The sequence below is a fragment of the Tardiphaga robiniae genome (assembly GCF_001618955.1).
Classification (GTDB): domain Bacteria; phylum Pseudomonadota; class Alphaproteobacteria; order Rhizobiales; family Xanthobacteraceae; genus Tardiphaga; species Tardiphaga robiniae_A.
Genome location: NZ_LVYV01000045.1, coordinates 297,104 through 314,005 on the forward strand (window position 1 = coordinate 297,104; position 16,902 = coordinate 314,005).

General features: G+C 62.3%; 18 protein-coding genes. 6 read left to right on the forward strand and 12 right to left on the reverse strand.

Translation table 11 applies throughout. The features are described 5' to 3' along the window. Positions 1-472: 472 nt before the first annotated feature. The gene (locus A4A58_RS23865) at positions 473-1,453 is read left to right on the forward strand and encodes a Bug family tripartite tricarboxylate transporter substrate binding protein (RefSeq protein WP_068736941.1); all 981 of its coding nucleotides are present in this window, start codon (positions 473-475) and stop codon (positions 1,451-1,453) included. 203 nt (positions 1,454-1,656) lie between these two features. Here the strand turns inward: A4A58_RS23865 and A4A58_RS23870 are convergent, their stop codons facing one another. After that, positions 1,657-2,640: a zinc-binding metallopeptidase family protein gene (locus A4A58_RS23870; RefSeq protein ID WP_068736795.1), complete on the reverse strand. Its 984-nt coding sequence runs from the start codon at positions 2,638-2,640 to the stop codon at positions 1,657-1,659. Between the two features lie 174 nt (positions 2,641-2,814). Here A4A58_RS23870 and blaBJP point away from each other — a divergent pair, with 174 nt between their 5' ends. Then, complete coding sequence (gene blaBJP / locus A4A58_RS23875) at positions 2,815-3,702, forward strand: BJP family subclass B3 metallo-beta-lactamase (RefSeq protein WP_068736797.1); 888 nt, start codon at positions 2,815-2,817, stop codon at positions 3,700-3,702. A 96-nt stretch (positions 3,703-3,798) separates the two neighbouring features. Next, a complete protein-coding gene (locus tag A4A58_RS23880; protein WP_068736799.1) occupies positions 3,799-4,203 on the forward strand; it encodes a GFA family protein in 405 nt (134 codons plus the stop codon). A 21-nt stretch (positions 4,204-4,224) separates the two neighbouring features. Here the strand turns inward: A4A58_RS23880 and A4A58_RS23885 are convergent, their stop codons facing one another. Continuing rightward, positions 4,225-5,472, reverse strand: coding sequence for an MFS transporter (locus A4A58_RS23885; protein ID WP_068736801.1), 1,248 nt, complete (start codon positions 5,470-5,472; stop codon positions 4,225-4,227). A gap of 197 nt (positions 5,473-5,669) precedes the next feature. Here A4A58_RS23885 and yghU point away from each other — a divergent pair, with 197 nt between their 5' ends. Continuing rightward, the gene (gene yghU, locus A4A58_RS23890) at positions 5,670-6,542 is read left to right on the forward strand and encodes a glutathione-dependent disulfide-bond oxidoreductase (RefSeq protein ID WP_068736803.1); all 873 of its coding nucleotides are present in this window, start codon (positions 5,670-5,672) and stop codon (positions 6,540-6,542) included. Between the two features lie 94 nt (positions 6,543-6,636). Here yghU and A4A58_RS23895 read toward each other — a convergent pair whose 3' ends face one another. The 8 genes from A4A58_RS23895 to A4A58_RS23930 all read right to left on the reverse strand — a co-directional run bounded on the left by A4A58_RS23895 (position 6,637) and on the right by A4A58_RS23930 (position 14,341). Then, positions 6,637-6,858: a hypothetical protein gene (locus tag A4A58_RS23895; protein WP_068736804.1), complete on the reverse strand. Its 222-nt coding sequence runs from the start codon at positions 6,856-6,858 to the stop codon at positions 6,637-6,639. An 85-nt stretch (positions 6,859-6,943) separates the two neighbouring features. Beyond that, positions 6,944-7,366, reverse strand: coding sequence for a group III truncated hemoglobin (locus A4A58_RS23900; RefSeq protein ID WP_068736806.1), 423 nt, complete (start codon positions 7,364-7,366; stop codon positions 6,944-6,946). Between the two features lie 80 nt (positions 7,367-7,446). Further along, positions 7,447-8,241, reverse strand: coding sequence for a class II aldolase/adducin family protein (locus tag A4A58_RS23905; protein ID WP_068736808.1), 795 nt, complete (start codon positions 8,239-8,241; stop codon positions 7,447-7,449). Between the two features lie 30 nt (positions 8,242-8,271). After that, positions 8,272-9,255: a Bug family tripartite tricarboxylate transporter substrate binding protein gene (locus A4A58_RS23910; protein WP_204378203.1), complete on the reverse strand. Its 984-nt coding sequence runs from the start codon at positions 9,253-9,255 to the stop codon at positions 8,272-8,274. Between the two features lie 162 nt (positions 9,256-9,417). Continuing rightward, positions 9,418-9,747, reverse strand: a complete 330-nt coding sequence (locus A4A58_RS23915) for a DMT family transporter (RefSeq protein WP_068736812.1) — start codon at positions 9,745-9,747, stop codon at positions 9,418-9,420. After that, positions 9,744-9,998 carry a hypothetical protein gene (locus A4A58_RS23920; protein ID WP_068736814.1) on the reverse strand — a complete coding sequence of 85 codons (255 nt, stop codon included), beginning with the start codon at positions 9,996-9,998 and terminating at the stop codon, positions 9,744-9,746. Before A4A58_RS23920 ends, A4A58_RS23915 begins: the two co-directional genes overlap by 4 nt. A gap of 9 nt (positions 9,999-10,007) precedes the next feature. Next, positions 10,008-13,169, reverse strand: a complete 3,162-nt coding sequence (locus A4A58_RS23925) for an efflux RND transporter permease subunit (RefSeq protein WP_068736816.1) — start codon at positions 13,167-13,169, stop codon at positions 10,008-10,010. Between the two features lie 11 nt (positions 13,170-13,180). Next, on the reverse strand, positions 13,181-14,341 hold the full coding sequence (locus A4A58_RS23930) for an efflux RND transporter periplasmic adaptor subunit (protein WP_081422034.1): 1,161 nt from the start codon (positions 14,339-14,341) through the stop codon (positions 13,181-13,183). Between the two features lie 211 nt (positions 14,342-14,552). Between A4A58_RS23930 and A4A58_RS23935 the strand changes: the two genes are divergently transcribed. Next, positions 14,553-15,107 (forward strand): TetR/AcrR family transcriptional regulator, encoded by a 555-nt coding sequence (locus A4A58_RS23935; protein WP_068736820.1) that lies wholly within the window; start codon positions 14,553-14,555, stop codon positions 15,105-15,107. A gap of 35 nt (positions 15,108-15,142) precedes the next feature. On the opposite strand, the gene A4A58_RS23940 is transcribed toward A4A58_RS23935, so the two are convergent. Next, the gene (locus A4A58_RS23940) at positions 15,143-15,661 is read right to left on the reverse strand and encodes a DUF1697 domain-containing protein (protein ID WP_068736822.1); all 519 of its coding nucleotides are present in this window, start codon (positions 15,659-15,661) and stop codon (positions 15,143-15,145) included. Between the two features lie 166 nt (positions 15,662-15,827). Here A4A58_RS23940 and A4A58_RS23945 point away from each other — a divergent pair, with 166 nt between their 5' ends. Then, positions 15,828-16,298, forward strand: a complete 471-nt coding sequence (locus tag A4A58_RS23945; RefSeq protein WP_068736824.1) for an MEKHLA domain-containing protein — start codon at positions 15,828-15,830, stop codon at positions 16,296-16,298. 35 nt (positions 16,299-16,333) lie between these two features. Here the strand turns inward: A4A58_RS23945 and A4A58_RS23950 are convergent, their stop codons facing one another. Further along, entirely contained in the window at positions 16,334-16,831 is a 498-nt protein-coding gene (locus tag A4A58_RS23950; RefSeq protein ID WP_244499846.1) for an MOSC domain-containing protein, read from the reverse strand. Positions 16,832-16,902 lie beyond the last annotated feature (71 nt).

Sequence of the window (16,902 nt, forward strand, 5' to 3'; positions counted from 1 at the left end):
GGCGTTTCCGCGGCCTCTGCGGTTCGGCGATCCGGACAGCACGCTGCGGCACTGTTACCAAGTCGCGCCTTTCGGCGCTTCATCTCCCTCATTCTTGAGGGAGGCCACCGGGACGGCCACTCACGCGCACAGGCGCGGGCAAGGATGGCGCACGCTCGTCCCTCACCTGCATCACAGTGATCAACAACGTCATCACGGGAGGTCACATGCTCCTTGGTCACAAGCATCCTGGTCACATGGATCCGCGTCTCACATCGACAAATTCCACGCTGCGGCAGCAGACGTTAGCGGCCTTTCGTCTACTTTCCCCGTTACCATGCGATGCGGTAGCCTGCATCCGGGACTCTGCATTCCGCGACATCCGTCACGGCGCAGAACGGGCAGACAACAAGAAGAACGGTCTGCGATCCAGAGCGAGCGCTACGGCGCTCCCGCCGCTCTGGAGCGCGCCGGCAGTCGAGGAAATGAAATGATGAAGAGCTTCGTCCGCGCCGTGAGCGTGATCGCCGTGATGGCCGCCTGCACCGGCAGCGCCGAGACTGCCTTTGCGCAGAGCTGGCCGAACCGGCCGATCCGCATGGTCGTGCCCTATACGCCGGGCGGCTATACCGACCTGATGGCGCGCCTCGTTTCCGAAAAGATGTCGGCGGCGCTGGGCCAGCCGATTGTCATCGAGAACAAGCCGGGCGCGAATGCCGCCATCGGCACCGACGCCGTCGCCAAGGCAGCCCCCGACGGCTACACCTTCGGCACCGTGATCGCAGCGCATTCGGTGAATCCGACGCTCAATCCGAAGCTGCCCTATGATGCGATGAAGGACTTCACTTACGTGTCGCTGACCTCGGTCGCGCCGCTGATTTTGATTGCGACGCCGTCCCTGCCCGCCAAGGACATGAAGGAGTTCATCGCACTCGCCAAGGCGAAGCCCGGCTCGCTCAATTTTGCCTCCAGCGGCATCGGCTCGGCGGCGCATCTGACCATGGAAATGCTGAAGAGCCGCGAAGGCATCAATCTGCAGCACATTCCTTACAAGGGTACGTCCGGCGCGCTGCAGGATACGGTCGGTGGCCAGATCAATGTGATGTTCGACGTCATCGGGCCGCTGATGTCGCAGGTGAAGTCCGGCAATGCCAAGGCGCTCGCCGTGGCCGCCAAGGAGCGCGTACCGGCGGCCGGCGACGTGCCGACCATGGCGGAAGCCGGCGTGCCGGATTTCGTCTCCGGCACCTGGTCCGGCATCATCGCGCCCGCAGGCACGCCGAAGGAGATTGTCGATCGCGTGGCCGCGGAGGCAAAGAAGGCGCTCACCGATCCCGACCTGAAGAAGAAGCTCGACGATCAGGGCATCGTCCCCATGGGCACCACCCCGGATGAATTCCGCGCCTTCGTCACCGACGAGATCGCGCGCTGGAAGAAGGTGATCACGGACGCCGGGATCAAGATGGAGCAGTAAGAAACTAGCTCGTCATTCCGGGACGCGAGCGCCACTTGGCGGTCGCGGACCCGGAATCTCAAGATGAGAGTTCCTCCTTCCGCCGCGCTGGATCAAGAGGTGATGAACACATCAAGATTCCCCGCCACTCCAATTGGAGTGGCTGAGGTTCGCGCCGAACCGATTCGCGTTTCGGCCCCCCCGGAATGACAGCGTGAGGCCTTTCAGCTTTCGCTGCGCGTTTTCAGAATCGCCAGATGCACGAAATGCAGCTTTCCCCTCACCGCTTGCGTCAGGTGAAACGGATAGGCGTCGCTCATACCCATCGAACGATTGAGTTCGTTCATGCTGTAGGACACAGCATCCCACAGCGACAGCAGCGCTTCGAAGTCACGCTCGAGATAGGGATCGTCCAGCGTATGGCGCGAGCGCTCGTCCAGTGACAGCGGCAGCGATGATGCCGTGTCCAGCGTCGAGACGATGTGCAGGAAATGCGCAAAGGTCTCGGCCCAGTCTTCCCACGGATGCGAGGTCGCATACTCGCTGATGAAGGCGTCGCTATTCCAGGAGCGATCGGCGCGATTGTGATAGGCCGCGAGTGCTTCTCCGTAGTCGCGGGTTTCATCGCCGAAGATCAGACGGAACGGGCTGATGAGCTGCGACTGATCGACCAGCGCTTCCCAGTAAAAATGCCCGACCTCGTGGCGGAAATGGCCGAGCAGCGTCCGATACGGTTCGCGAAACGCCGCGCGGCGCGCCTCGCGCTCGGCATCGTCCGCTTCCGAGAGGTTCATCGTGATCAGCCCCGACAAATGCCCGGTCATGATCGGATGTCCGGCGGTCTCATCCGAGAGAATGTCGAATGCGATATGCGCGCCGCTCGAAACGGCAAGGGGCAGTCTGAGCCGCATCAGGTCGTAGGTCAGACGTCGCTTGGCTTGCTCAACCCGCTTCCAGAGCGCGACATTGCGATCGGATACCAGATTGGGGATCGTCCGCGTCAGGCGGCAGGAGGGACAGAACGGATCGCTCTCATCCGTGGCCCAGTTGCACGCGATCAGATCGCGATTGGCACAGGACATGGCCGACGCAGCGCTGACGACATTGGACTGCGCGGTGTCGAATATCAGCGCCTCGCCGCATTGCACGCAATCGCTTTGCTCGAAGAAAACGCGCGTCTGGCAGCTGGGGCAGATCAGTTGTTTCATGGGTGAAGTCTAACCCGAAATGGCCGGGATGGTTCAACGCGCTCGCAACATTCGCCGCCGGACCGTGTCTGTCATGCGCGATGCCGGCAGGAATGCCGCTTGAGCGATCTGCCCAAATCGCGCTTCAATCCGGGCGTTCAAAAGAACCAATAAAAATCAGACCGGGAGGCCATCATGAAGACGCTCGCAGGCGCTATCTGCGCTCTGGCGCTATTTGCAGGTAGCGCGCAGGCACAGACCGTCAAGGATTTCCTCGCACAGGTCATGGTCAAGTGGACCGCGCCGTTCGAGCCGTTTCAGCTGATCGACAACATCTATTACGTCGGCACCGACGGGATCGCGGTCTATATCATCAAGACATCCGACGGGCTGATCCTGATGGATACGGGCGTCCCGCAATCGACCGGGATGATCAAGGACCACATCGCGAAACTCGGTTTCAAGGTCAGCGACATCAAGATCATCCTCAACAGCCACGCGCATTTCGATCACACCGGCGGTTTTGCGGAGATCAAGAAGGACACCGGCGCGCAACTGATCGCAGGCCTACGGGACAAGCCGCTGCTTGAAAGCGGCACCTATCCCGGCGACGAAACAAACACCGATATCGGCTTCCCGCCGGTCAAGGTGGATCGCACCGTCACCGAAGGCGACAAGGTCACGCTCGGCGCCACCACGCTGACGGCGCATGCAACGCCCGGCCATTCGCCGGGCTGCACGAGCTGGGAAATGACCGTGAAGGACGGTAACGAGAACCGTGAGGTCCTGTTCTTCTGCAGCGGCACCGTGGCGCTGAACCGGCTGGTTGGAAATCCGACCCATGCCGGCATCGTCGACGATTATCGGTCGACCTATGCCAAGGCCAAGGCCATGAAAATCGACGTGCTGCTCGGGCCGCATCCGGAAGTCTATGGCATGCAGGCCAAGCGCGCGGCGATGAAGGACGGCGCGCCAAACCCCTTCGTGAAACCGGGCGAGCTTGCCGCTTACGCTGCAACGCTCGAACAGGATTTCGACAAGCAGCTCGCCAGGCAAACGGCTGCGCTGCAAAGCGGCAAATAGCGACTGCCAGCCGCGGCGAGCGATTTGTCGCAAGCCGCGGCAGTTGTCGGCGATTGCGGTCGGCTGGTAGTTTTGCGCATCAGATGAGGTGTGCCCATGGAACTCGCTTGCCCCTGCAACGCTGTCAAACTCCGGATCAGTGCCGACCCCGTCGCGCATTTTTGGTGCCACTGTGCCGACTGCCAGACAGTCCACGGCGCGGCCTATGTGGCCGAGGCCGTCTATCCGGCTGACGGTGTCGAAGTCATTGAGGGCGATACAACGTCGTTCGCGCTGAAGACGACCCCGCGTCTCAGTTGCGCGAAATGTGCCACGCGGCTGATTATCGAACTTGACGGGATCGGCATGCGCAGCATCAACGGCTATCTGCTCGGAGACGCGTTCAAGCCGAGCCTGCATATCAATTGCAGCGAGGCGATCGCTCCGGTCCGCGACGGCCTGCCGCATTACGCCGCCATGCCGGCAGCATTCGGCGGCGACGACCGGTTCGTCGACTGGTAGGACGCCGAGTTTTTTGCCTGGCTAAGGCAACGCCAGCAAACCCGCTGCGACAACCATGGTCGCCAGCGCCGACAGCGCCAGTGACCAGTGGATCCCGATCATGCTGCCGATGACGCCGACCGAGATGCCGCTGAAGGCGCGCAAACCCAGGCTCGCCATGTTGAACAGTCCAATGACACGGCCGCGCTTGTCCAGGGGGGCATCGAGCTGTACGAGGCTCTGCGCCATCGCGTTGAACGACAATTCGAGGAAACCGGCCGCAAACAGGAACACCAGCGCGATGGCGTAGTGACCGGTCAGCGCGAAGATCGCCAGCGCGCCACACCAGAGCAGCGCCAGCAAGATCGCGGTACGCGGCTTTGGCGCGAGCAACTGTCTGCCCTCCAGCGCCAAACCGGCGAGCAGCCCGCCGGCTGCGTCAGCCGCCAGCAGCATGCTATAGGACATGCCGGGATCGCCATGACCGAGATCACTGGCGAAGCCCGGCATCTGCGAACTATAGGCATTGCCGACAAAGAACGAGGCCGCGCCGGCCAGTGCAATCATGGACACGATCACCGGCCGGTGGCGAACATCGCGCATGGTCTGGACGATGTCAGCGAAGCCACGCACGGCGCGCTGAGGCACCGGCGCGCCGGTGCGAAAGCGCGGACCATAGGGCGCATTGATCAACCACAGCACCAGCGGCAGATAGAAGATGGTGTTGAGCATGATGCCATAGGCCGGACCCAGCGCGAGCAGGATCACGCCGCCGACCGCAGGGCCGACCATGACGCCGAGATAGCGCGCCATGGCGTTCAGACGCACCGCGCTCGGCAGGTCGGCGGAGCCGACGACGTCGTAGAGCAGCATCTGGTTCGGCGTCTGCCACAGCACGCCGGCACAGCCATGGATCACCAGCAGCACCATCGCCTGCCACATCTGCAGGGTATCGGTGACAAAGAAATAGCCCCAGCCCAGCGATGCCAGAATGAACAGCGCCATGCCGCACTGGATCACGCGCCGCGGGTCGAACCGCTCCGCCAGCGCGCCAGATGTGACCGAGAACAGCAGGAACGGCAGCCAGTGCGAGACGATGGCAAACCCACCGAGCGCGGGCGACTGGAATTTCTGAAACACCACCCAGTAGCTAATCACATGCTCAATATTGTCGGCCATCATGGCCAGCACATAGGTGATGAATTGGGCGCGGAATCCCGGGTGATGGAGCGCCGCGAAGGATCGTTTGGTGGGCGATGCGCCGACGGTCTGCGCTGGGGTGTCGCTCATCGGGAGGGGAATCTTCGGACGGAGGGAAACGCCGCCATCGGCAATGACGGCGGTTCGGACTCGTTACATCGCATGTCTTCGCCCGGCACAAGGCGGCTTCCGGCATAGGACGCCTCGCCATCTTGCATGCAATTGCATTCATCCCTACCTGTCCCCGGCAACCATCAACCCTGCCCCTTTTCCGGAGCCAGCCTGACATGACCGACGCCCCCTACACGCCTCCCAAAGTCTGGACCTGGGACAAGGAAAACGGCGGCAAATTTGCCTCGACCAACCGACCCATCGCCGGCCCCACCCATGACAAGGAGCTGCCGGTCGGCAAGCATCCGCTGCAGCTCTATTCGCTGGCGACGCCGAACGGCCAGAAGGTCACGATCATGCTGGAAGAGCTGCTCGCAGCCGGCCACACAGGTGCGGAATATGATGCGTGGCTGATCCGGATCGACGGCAACCAGTTTGGCTCCGGTTTCGTCGAAGTGAACCCTAATTCCAAGATCCCGGCCTTGATGGATCGCAGCGGCGACAAGCCGATCCGCGTCTTCGAGTCCGGCGCGATCCTGCTGCATCTCGCCGAGAAATTCGGCGCCTTCATTCCAAAGGGCGGCCCGGAACGCGCCGAGTGCCTGTCCTGGCTGTTCTGGCAGATGGGCAGCGCCCCCTTCCTCGGCGGCGGCTTCGGCCATTTCTATGCCTATGCACCGACCAAGATCGAATACGCCATCGATCGTTACGCCATGGAGACGAAACGTCAGCTCGACGTGCTGGACCGTCGCCTCGCCGATAACGAGTATCTTGCCGGCAAGGATTATACGATCGCCGATATGGCGGTGTTCCCCTGGTATGGCGGCCTCGCAGAGAATGCGATCTATGGCGATGCCGGCACTTTCCTCGATGTGCAGAGCTACAAGAACCTGCAGCGCTGGACCAAGACCATCGCGGCACGACCTGCCGTGAAGCGCGGTCGCATGGTCAATCGCACCTCGGGCGACCCGGCCGGCCAGTTGCGCGAACGCCATGACGCCAGCGACTTCGACACGAAGACTCAGGACAAGCTCGAAGCGAAGAGCTGAGGCGAAGGCCTGGCTTTGATGTCGCTTCGGCCCGAAATCGAAAAGCCCCGGATGAGCGGGGCTTTTGCACGTCTGGATGCGTGGGGCTGCAGCCTCAGCCCTTCATGCACTTGTTGACCGATGAAGTCTTGGCGGCGCCGGCCAGTGGCTTGCCCTCGGCGCTCTTGGCGTTGTCCTCGCAGCACTTCTTCATGAAGCTGTTCTTGGCAGCGCCCGCGAGCGGCTTGCCGTCGCCGCTGACGGCGTTGCAGGATTGCGCCATTGCGGGCGCAGCACTGAACAGGCTCAAGAGGACGAGAACAGACAGACGTTTCATGGACCGACTCCCGGTTTGTTGGAGCCGCAGCCTAGCGCAACCACCGGCTCTCGCAAGACCGGCTATGCATCACATACTTACCGCTTCAAACGCTGTGCCGCGGCTTGACGATCTCGCCGCGTACCGAGGCTACACCCATCTCGAAACTGTCAGCGATACGGCGCGCGCGGGTCATGAAGGCCTCGGTGACCTCAGCCGGAAATATCTCGCGTGCGGTCTGTTCGAACAGCAAAAGCCAGCGATCGAAATGTTCGCCCGTCAGCGGTAGCACGAGATGTGGACGCATCGGCCGGCCATTGTAGCGGCCGGTCTTCAGCATCATCGACGACCAGAAATCGCTGATCTGCGCGATGTGATGATCCCAGTCGGTCACCGCACCGTTGAAGACCGGCCCCAGCAAATCATCCTCGCGGGCGCGGCCGTAAAAGGTCTGCACCAGAAGCGCGATATTTTCCTCACTCAGGGAAGGCTGGAAGCTGGTGAAGCCGATTTCGGAGGTCTGCGTCATGCGCCCTGATGTAGGCGACGGCGGTGAGCTCGGCAACCGCCATCGCCCGAAATCCGCTTTGCAATTGATCCAGCGCAAGCTCAGTTGCGATAGGACGGATCGACCCGGTCAAGCTTGCGGAGTAGTGCCGGCCAGGCGAGTTCGCCGCTGAGGCCCGGAACATTGTCGCGCGGCTTCATGCGGTCATAGGTATCCTGCAGGACCTTCTGCGGCGGCGTGATCAGCTTGGTGTTGCACGACAGTGCTGCAACCTGAACCTGGCAGGCCCGCTCCATCCGGAACAGCACGTTGAAAGCCGCGGCGATGGTCTTGCCGACCACCAGCAGGCCGTGATTACGCAGCACCATCGCCTCGTGATTGCCGAGATGTGCGATCAGCCGTTCGCGCTCCTCGGGATTGTCGGCGATGCCCTCAAAATCGTGATAGGCGACATGAAGGAAGCGCATGCAGGTCTGTGCCACCGGCAGCAACCCGCATTCCATCGCCGATACGGCCATGCCAGCCACCGTATGGGTATGCGCGACGCAATCGACATCGTGACGCGCCATGTGGATGGCACTATGGATCACAAAGCCCGCGGCATTCACGGCGTAGTCGGACGCGTTGAACAGCGTGTTGCCGTCGAGGTCGATCTTGACGAGGCTCGACGCATCGATCTCTTCATAGAGCATTCCATAGGGATTGATCAGGAACTGGTCTTCCGTTCCCGGCACGCGGCAGGAGATGTGGTTGGCGATCATTTCGGTCATGCCGTACATCGCCGTGAGACGATAACAGGCAGCGAGATTGACGCGCGACTGCCACTCCTCGGGGCTGACCTGATCCTGCACCGAACGGACGACCTTCACGGCGGGTGAGCTGACGGCTGCATTCATTGATGTTCTCCCTTGATCTTGTTCTCGCGGTCAGTCGACCGTGATGTTGGCTTCGCGAATGAGCTTGCCCAGGCGGTAGCGCTCGCTCTTCACATGAGTTTCGAGTTCAGCCGGCGTCATCGGCCAGGGCTGATTGCCGATCGGCTCCATCTTCTTTGCAAATTCCGGCGTCTTGACGATGCGGGTGATGGCGGCGCTGAGCCTGTTCAGCACCGGCTGCGGCGTGCCCGCCGGGGCGAAGACCGCGAACCATGTCGCGCCGACGATGCTCGGGAAGCCGAGCTCCTTGAAGGTTGGCACATCGGGCAATTGCGGCAAGCGCTCCTCGGACAGGACCGCCAGCGCGCAATACATGCCGGCATTGTGGTTCGGCACGGTATTGGTCAGCGCCTCCACATTACTGTCAACGATGCCCGCGAGCATGTCGTTCATCGCCGGCGCAGCACCGCGATAGTGAACATGCTGCAGCTTCACGCCGAGTCCGCGGGCCACAATCTCACCCATGAGGTGCACGGTGCTGCCCGGTCCGTTGGTGGCGTTGTTGACCTTGCTCGGATTGGCCAGCGCATAGGCACGAAACGCCGCGACGTCGGCGGCCGGAAAGTCCTTCTTCACGACAAAGGCAAACGGCACCTTCACTACCATCGCAACGGGCGCGAAATCCTCCAGCTTGTATTTGATGGAGGCCAGCAGATGCGGGTTGGTCGTAAAGGTCGTCGCGCTGGCGAATAGCAGCGTGTAACCATCCTTGTCGGCACCGGCCACGACTTGCGCACCGATAGATGTGCTGGCGCCGCCGCGGTTCTCGATCACCACCTGTTTGCCGAGTTCGGCGCTAAGCTGTTCGGTGAGGATGCGCGCGACGATGTCGGTCGTTCCGCCGGGCGGAAATGGCACGACCATCGTGATGTTGCGATCGGGATATTGCTGCGCCTGCCCCGGCACTGCGGCGAATAGCGATGAGGCAAGGACCGCGGCGACGGCAAACCATCGCCCCTTCTTGTTGTTGCTCACGTTTTCTCCCTTTGCGCCGGTCCATTGGGCTTCCGCCTGGAACGACATTTTCGGGAGAGGCTAAAACAAGAGCCCAGCCGATGCGACGACTAAATAAGCCGGGCAGCTATCGGATTACACGGGATACGCAATCGACTGACGGGACGTTGCCGTCTCGGTGAATCAATGCACCGTGGCGTTCGAGAACAAGTTGATCACGATCACGCCGGAGACAATCAGGCCGAGACCGCACAGCGCTGCCGGATCGAGCTTCTGCCCCTGAAAAGCCCAGGCGATGCCGGTCACCAGCACGATGCCAACGCCCGACCAGATTGCGTAGGCCACGCCGGTCGGGATGTCGCGCAAGGCGATGGACAGAAAATAGAATGACACGGCATAGCCCGCCACCGTCACCAGCGACGGCACCGGTTTGCTGAAGCCGTCGGAGAGCTTGAGGAAGCTGGTGGCAACTACTTCACACAGGATGGCGATCGTGAGGTAGGCATAGGTCATGACGCACACCCGGTGCTGGCCGCTCTAGATTTACCGGACACGCGTTCGAGATAGTCGCGATGAATCGCCTGGACGGTGACGCGGTCGTCGAATTTCACGCGCACGCTGCTTGGCGTGCCCATGCGGACGATGACGCCCTCGCGGCTGCCATAGGTCGGGTGCCGCTCCTGCCCGAACGCGTTCATGCGCGCGCGATCGCCGTAGTTGAGCCAGGCCAGATCGAGATCCCGTTCGTAAGCCACGCGGCGCATGTTCAACTCCTACATTGTGGTCGGACGCGGCGTGCCGTCATGGGGCGTCGCCGCCTCTTCATCGTCAGAACCACGCCGGACCGATTTCGCGGGCATGCGCTTCAGCACGAACACGTAGAACAGCGGCACGAACAGCACCGCGAGCACGGTGGCCGAGATCATTCCTCCAAGCACGCCCGTGCCGATGGCGTTCTGGCTACCGGCGCTGGCCCCGGTGGCGATCGCCAGCGGCGTCACGCCCAGAATGAAGGCCAGCGACGTCATCAGGATCGGCCGGAAGCGGATGAACGCTGCCTCGATGGCCGCCTCGCGCAATGACTTGCCCTCGGCATGCAGATCCTTGGCGAATTCGACGATCAGGATCGCATTCTTCGCTGACAGGCCGATAATGGCAATCAGACCGACCTTGAAGTAGATGTCGTTCGGCATGTCGCGCAGCATCACCGCGAGCAGCGATCCGATGACGCCGAGCGGTACCACCAGCATCACCGACAGCGGGATCGACCAGCTCTCATACAGCGCTGCCAGCAGCAGGAACACGAACAGCACGCTGAGCCCGAGCAGGAACGGCGCCTGATTGCCGGACTCGATCTCCTGCTGCGATTGCCCGGCCCATTGGAAGCCAAAGCCATCGGGCAGTTGTCCCACCAGCCGCTCCATCTCCTCGATCGCATCGCCGGATGAATAGCCCGGCGCCGCGTCGCCCGCGATGCGGATCGACGGATAGCCGTTGAAGCCAACCACCTGCACCGGTCCCTTCGCCCATTCGGTGCGCGCGAAGGCCGCCAGCGGCACCATCCCGCCGCTGGCATTGCGGACATTCAGCCGCAGCAGATCGTCAGCCTGCATCCGCTTGCCGTCTTCTGCCTGCACGGTGACGCGCTGCATGCGACCGGCATTGGGGAAGTCGTTGATATAGGACGAGCCGAGACTGGCTGAAATTGTAGAGTTGATGTCCGCAAAGGACACGCCGAACGTGTTCGCCTTCTCGCGGTCAATTACGAGATTGAGTTGCGCCGAATTCGATAGCCCTTCAATGCGCAACCCCGTAAGCACCGGGCTCTTGGCACCGGCAGCCATCAACTGACTTGCAGCAGCGGACAACGCCGCCGAACCGCGGCTGCTGCGATCCTGCAGACGGAAGGTGAAGCCGGTGGAATTACCCAGGCCTTCAATCGGAGGCGGCGACAGCGCAAAGGCCATGGCGTCGCCGATCTTGGCGAATTCACCGTTGACGCGATTGACTATGGCCGGGGCGGAATCCTTCGATCCACGCTCACTCCAGTCCTTCAGCGTCGGGAATGCGATGCCCGAGCTCAGTCCATTGCCAGAGAAGCTGAAGCCCAGCACCGTGAACATGCTGGCGACGCCCGGCTCCTTCGCAAAGACGCTCTCGACCGTCTGCACCGATTGCAGCGTGCGGGTCTGGCTCGCCTCCGGCGGCGCCTGGATGTCGGTGATTACATAGCCCTGATCCTCGGTCGGCAGGAAGCTCGACGGCAGCCGCATATAGGCCCAGCCGAGACCGACCAGCAGCGCCAGATAGACCACCATGACTCGGCCGGTGCGGCCGGTTGCCCAGCTAACGCTGGAACGATAGCGTTCCGCCAACGCGTCGAACTTGCGGTTGAACCAGCCGAAGAAGCCGCCCCTCGCGTGATAGCCCTTGGCGATCGGCTTCAGGAATGTCGCGCACAGTGCCGGCGTCAGCGTCAATGCAAGGAAACCCGAGAACAGGATCGACACCACCATGGTGAGGCTGAACTGACGGTAGATGATACCGACCGCGCCGGGGAAGAACGCCATCGGCACGAACACCGCGGTCAGCACCAACGTGATGCCGATGATGGCGCCGCTAATCTGTTGCATCGCCTTGATCGTGGCGGCGCGTGGAGACAGCCCTTCCTGCGCCATCAGGCGCTCGACATTTTCCACCACCACGATGGCGTCATCGACAAGGATGCCGATCGCCAGCACCATGGCGAACATGGTCAATACATTGATCGAGAAACCGGTCGCGAACATCACCGCGCAAGTACCGAGCAGAGCGATCGGCACCACGATGGTCGGGATCAGCGTGTAGCGGATGTTCTGCAGAAACAGGAACATCACGATGAAGACCAGCGCCATCGCTTCGAGCAGCGTATGCAGTACCTTCTTGATCGATGCCTTCACGAACGGCGTCGTGTCATAAGGAATTTCGTAGGTCAGCCCCTTCGGGAAGAACTTTGACAGCTCCTTCATCTTGGCGTTAACAGCATCGGAGGTCGCCAGCGCATTTCCCGTGGCCGACATCTGCACGCCGATGGCAGCTGCCGGCTTGCCGTTCAGGCGGCTGGCGAAATTATAGTCCTCGCCGCCGACCTCGACACGCGCGACGTCGCGCAACCGCACCGACGAGCCATCGCGATTGGCGCGCAGCACGATGGCACCGAACTCATCGGGCGTGCCGAGCTGTCCCTTGACCAGAACCGGTGCGGAGACTTCCTGCGACACCGGATTGGGTGTCGCGCCGATGCGTCCGGCCGCGACCTGCGCATTCTGTGCGGTGATCGCTGCGGTGATGTCCGCCGCGGTCAGGCCGAGCCCGAGCATCTTGTCGGGATCGATCCACACCCGCATCGAGCGCTGGGTGCCGAACAACTGCCCCTTGCCGACGCCGGGCACGCGGCGGATTTCGCTCAACACATTGCGCGTGATGTAGTCGCCAAGCGCGATACTATCCATACTGCCGTCGGTGGTCTGCATCGAGATGAACAGCAGGAAGGCGATCGAGCCTTCCTCGACGATGATGCCCTGCTGCGTCACCGCACGTGGCAGCCGCGATTCCACACGGCGGATGCGATTCTGCACATCCACCGTCGCCTGCGCGATCGTGGTGCCGGGCTGGAACGTGACGTCGATCTGGATTGCGCCGGTCGCATCCGCCGTGGATTCGAAATACATCAGCCCAGGAATGCCGTTGAGCTGATCCTCGATCAGTCGCGTAACGCCCTGATAGATTTCCTCAGACGACGCGCCGGGATAGTTGGTGGAGATCGCGATGCGCGGCGGTGCGATGTTCGGATATTGCGCGACCGGCAAATTCGGAATCGCCAGCGCACCAGCGATCATGATGAAGATGGCGATCACCCATGCGAAAATCGGGCGCGCGATGAAGAAACTGGACATCTGAATGAGCCTTACTTCGCCGGACCGGCGGCATCCGCCGACTGATTGCGCCAGGGTTTCGGATCGACGGTGGCGCCAGGCGCCAGCGTCTGGAAGCCCTCAACGACAACGCTGTCGCCGGCATTGAGCCCGTTCCCGATGATCCAGCGACCATTGACGAGACGCGACGGCGTCACGCTGCGCAATTCCGCCTTGCGCTCGGCATTGACGACATAGAGCTGCGCCTGACCGCCGGGATCGCGCTGCAGCGCGCGTTCGGGGACTGAAAGCGCATCCCTCTGCTCGCCCTGCACGATCTGTACGCGCACATACATGCCGGGCAACAGATCGCCATCGGGATTGGGAAACTCGCCGCGCAGGGTGATCTGGCCGGTGGTGGCATCCACGGCCGCCTCCGAGAACAGTAACCGCCCGTCGTGCGCATATTCAGAACCGTCATCGAATTTGAGACGCACTTCCGCGGCATCGCGCCCTTGCTCCTTCGCATTCGCCTGCGCGGCGCGCTTCAGCGTCAGGAGTTCGTTCGCGGACTGCGTGAAGTCGGCATAGACGGGTTCGAGCTGCTGGATAGTAGCGAGGCTCTCGCTGCCGCCGACGCTGACCAGTGCGCCTTCGGTGATCAACGCACGTCCGATGCGGCCGGTGATCGGCGCGCGCACGTCGGTGTATTGCAGATCGAGCTGTGCGGCTTCGAGGCCCGCTCGTGCTGAGGCTTCATCGGCCTCGGCCTGTGCGAGTTCGGCAACGGCGCGGTCGTAGAGCTGCCCGGTGGTGACGTCTCGTTCTTTCAATTGGGTCTGGCGATCCGCCTGCTGCTTGGCCAGCACGCGCGTGGCGTCCGCACGCTGCAGCGCCGCTTTGGCGCTGTTGACGCGTACGCGGAACGGCGCGGGATCGATGCGGTACAGCACGTCCCCCTCGCGAACGATGGTGCCCTGCTTGAACACGCGCTCGACAAGGATGCCGGCAACCCGCGGCCGCACCTCGGCGATCCGCGTCGGCGCGATCCGGCCGGGAAGATCGTTGATGATCCGTAGCGTCTCCGGCGCTACTGTCACCACGCTGACCGCCGTAGCTGGCGGCGCCTGCTCGGCTCCCGCCTGTTTACCATCACCGCACCCGGCGAGCGTCAGCGCAATTGCCAGCACGCCGGCGGCCCGGACATAAAACATCGACGTATCAAACACTTGTATCACCATGGATTGGATGGGCTGGAACCGCCGATGGCGTTCAGGCACAGGGAACAAATCCGACTCGGGAGTCAGACATTAAACATACCGCGCGGTCGGTTTGTTAACAATATCTTCTTTCGCATCGCAGCAATACGGGCGGTCAAAGCTGATTGCGCTTGCCAGTACGAATGACGCTCGGCCAGATGCCCCGATGAACGAAGGCTATGAACGCAAGAAGCAGCCCGAGCTGGTGCGGCGAACCCTGATCGACTGCGCGGCACGCCTCGCCACCGAACGTGGCCTGCAGGCCGTCACCGTGCAGGCGGTGGCGGATGCCGCGGGTGTCACCAAAGGCGGGCTGTTTCACCACTTTCCGAACAAGGAGAAGTTGATCGACGCGGTCCTCAAAGACCAGATCGACAAGTTCGACGCCGCTATCGAAGCGACGCTCGCGCATGATGGCGAACGCTATGGCTGCTTTACGCGTGCCTACGTCATTGCGACGTTCTCGATGGCCGAATTCGCTCCTGCCCTCGAATCGACCTGCGTCGCGCTGCTCACCGATCCGGTCGCACGCACGCATTGGTCGGATTGGCTGCGCGCCCGCCTGCAGCGCCATCACGCCACCGATGCAGCGCCCGAGCTTGAGATCGTCCGCTATGCCGCCGACGGCGTCTGGCTCGCAGATCTGCAACAACTGCCGGCAGATCTGCGCATGGATCGTGATCAGCTGCGCACGCGATTGATCGGACTGGCGACCGAGTAAATCGCACCTTGTTGGCGATCCGGACGCAGCGAAGCCTAACCTGGCAGTGCCGCCGCCATCTCGGCTAGCTTTTCAATCGTGTTCATGTTGCGCGCTGTACCGGCGCTCGCAGCCTTGATCTTCAGCTTCGACGTGCCCATGCCTTGGCCGTAATGGACATAGATCTCGCGCTTGCCGAGCGCCATCTCTTCATCCTTCTGCCCGCTCACGCCATCGAGCACATCCTTCGGCAGTGCTCTGTCGAGAAAGATTGCCACCATGCGGTTCGGCGCGGCTTTCGGAAATGGATTGCCCTTCAGCACGGCTGCCATCTCGGCCGCCGTCCGCACCAGCACGCCGACCGGCTTGCCCGCATAGGCCAGCAGCCGTTTGTCGAGCGCGGCTTTCACGGCATTCTCCGACGCCTTGCTGGTGAACACAACATTACCGCTGGCGATATAGGTCTTCACGTCAGCGAAGCCGGCATCCTCGCACATGGCTTTCAGTTCGGTCATCGGCAGCTTGCCGGTGCCGCCCACATTCACAGCACGCAGCAGCGCCACATAGGCCGTCATCACTTGACCTCACCCGTCACAGCGCATCGCTCGCCCCAAAATGACGCGACGATGGCTACGAATTCGCTGTATCATGCACACTCGGTAAGTCAGCACCGCTTTTGCCGGTGATGTCGTAGCGCGCATCTTGCCCTATCTCCAAGTCATCAATGACGTGAGACGCCCGATGACCGACGCGACGATATCTGCAGTTCCGCCGGCTGCACTGGACGACAACTTCTTCATCCTTCTGATCAGTAGCTATGCGCGCACCGTGGGCAAGCCGCTCCTCAGCGGCAATCAGGATGCGGCTTGGCTCTATGGCGAGGCACCGTTCGCCGTCCTCGCGCACAGCACCGCGGCCGATCCCATTTTCGTCTATGCCAATCGCACCGCGCAATCTTGCTTCGAATATAAGTGGGACGAATTCGTCACCATCCCGTCGCGCCTGTCGGCGGAAGCGCCGAACCGCGACGAACGCCAGCGCCTGCTCGACGCGGTCGCGCGCAACGGCTTCATCGACAATTATCGCGGGTTGCGGATCGCGAAGTCCGGCCGGCGCTTCTGGATCGAAGGTGGCATCGTCTGGGAACTGAGAGACGAGAATGGCGAGCGACACGGTCAGGCGGCGCTGTTCACGTCATGGACGGATGTGTGAGCGCGGCAGCTACGACGTCGTCAGCGCACCGCTCTCTACCTGACGCGCTCGACAGCGTCGCCAATCGCCACTTCACCGCCCTCTATGATCCGCGCCGTGATGCCGCCATGGCCGCGCACGGCGTTGTAACCGCCGGGGCCGAGCACGTGCTCCATGCGGCTGCACGGTGCGCAATCGCCGGAGATTTCGAGCAGCGCCGCGCCGAGACGAACCCGACGATCTTTCAGCGCCAGCAGATTGATCCCTGACGTCACGATATTCCGACGCAATAGCTCAGGCGCGATCACGCTCCGGCCGAGAAACGCCGCGATGGCCGCGAGATCCTCCGCTGCGATCAACGTGACCTGCCGCGGCCCGTCATGCGTCGTGTCATACCGATCGCCGGCGATGCCGCGCTGCGCGACCAACCCCACCGACCACGGCGTGAGCATTGTGGCCCGGCGCGCAGGTCGCAGGCCGAGCCACGTCACCCACCCCGGGCGCATCGGAGCGGCCAGCAATCGACCGAGCGGACTGTCAGATGGGAATGTCACAATTTACTCCCGACATATCGACGATCACGCTTTCGTCGCTCGCGGCCTTGCGTCGCCACTCCGCCCTTAAA

What these genes read in the sequence shown, in the direction of transcription:
- A4A58_RS23865 (WP_068736941.1), top strand. Translation starts at nt 473, where the DNA reads ATGAAGAGCTTCGTCCGCGCCGTGAGCGTGATCGCCGTGATGGCCGCC.
- A4A58_RS23870 (WP_068736795.1), bottom strand. Translation starts at nt 2,640, where the DNA reads ATGAAACAACTGATCTGCCCCAGCTGCCAGACGCGCGTTTTCTTCGAG.
- blaBJP (WP_068736797.1), top strand. Translation starts at nt 2,815, where the DNA reads ATGAAGACGCTCGCAGGCGCTATCTGCGCTCTGGCGCTATTTGCAGGT.
- A4A58_RS23880 (WP_068736799.1), top strand. Translation starts at nt 3,799, where the DNA reads ATGGAACTCGCTTGCCCCTGCAACGCTGTCAAACTCCGGATCAGTGCC.
- A4A58_RS23885 (WP_068736801.1), bottom strand. Translation starts at nt 5,472, where the DNA reads ATGAGCGACACCCCAGCGCAGACCGTCGGCGCATCGCCCACCAAACGA.
- yghU (WP_068736803.1), top strand. Translation starts at nt 5,670, where the DNA reads ATGACCGACGCCCCCTACACGCCTCCCAAAGTCTGGACCTGGGACAAG.
- A4A58_RS23895 (WP_068736804.1), bottom strand. Translation starts at nt 6,858, where the DNA reads ATGAAACGTCTGTCTGTTCTCGTCCTCTTGAGCCTGTTCAGTGCTGCG.
- A4A58_RS23900 (WP_068736806.1), bottom strand. Translation starts at nt 7,366, where the DNA reads ATGACGCAGACCTCCGAAATCGGCTTCACCAGCTTCCAGCCTTCCCTG.
- A4A58_RS23905 (WP_068736808.1), bottom strand. Translation starts at nt 8,241, where the DNA reads ATGAATGCAGCCGTCAGCTCACCCGCCGTGAAGGTCGTCCGTTCGGTG.
- A4A58_RS23915 (WP_068736812.1), bottom strand. Translation starts at nt 9,747, where the DNA reads ATGACCTATGCCTACCTCACGATCGCCATCCTGTGTGAAGTAGTTGCC.
- A4A58_RS23920 (WP_068736814.1), bottom strand. Translation starts at nt 9,998, where the DNA reads ATGCGCCGCGTGGCTTACGAACGGGATCTCGATCTGGCCTGGCTCAAC.
- A4A58_RS23925 (WP_068736816.1), bottom strand. Translation starts at nt 13,169, where the DNA reads ATGTCCAGTTTCTTCATCGCGCGCCCGATTTTCGCATGGGTGATCGCC.
- A4A58_RS23930 (WP_081422034.1), bottom strand. Translation starts at nt 14,341, where the DNA reads ATGTTTTATGTCCGGGCCGCCGGCGTGCTGGCAATTGCGCTGACGCTC.
- A4A58_RS23935 (WP_068736820.1), top strand. Translation starts at nt 14,553, where the DNA reads ATGAACGAAGGCTATGAACGCAAGAAGCAGCCCGAGCTGGTGCGGCGA.
- A4A58_RS23940 (WP_068736822.1), bottom strand. Translation starts at nt 15,661, where the DNA reads ATGACGGCCTATGTGGCGCTGCTGCGTGCTGTGAATGTGGGCGGCACC.
- A4A58_RS23945 (WP_068736824.1), top strand. Translation starts at nt 15,828, where the DNA reads ATGACCGACGCGACGATATCTGCAGTTCCGCCGGCTGCACTGGACGAC.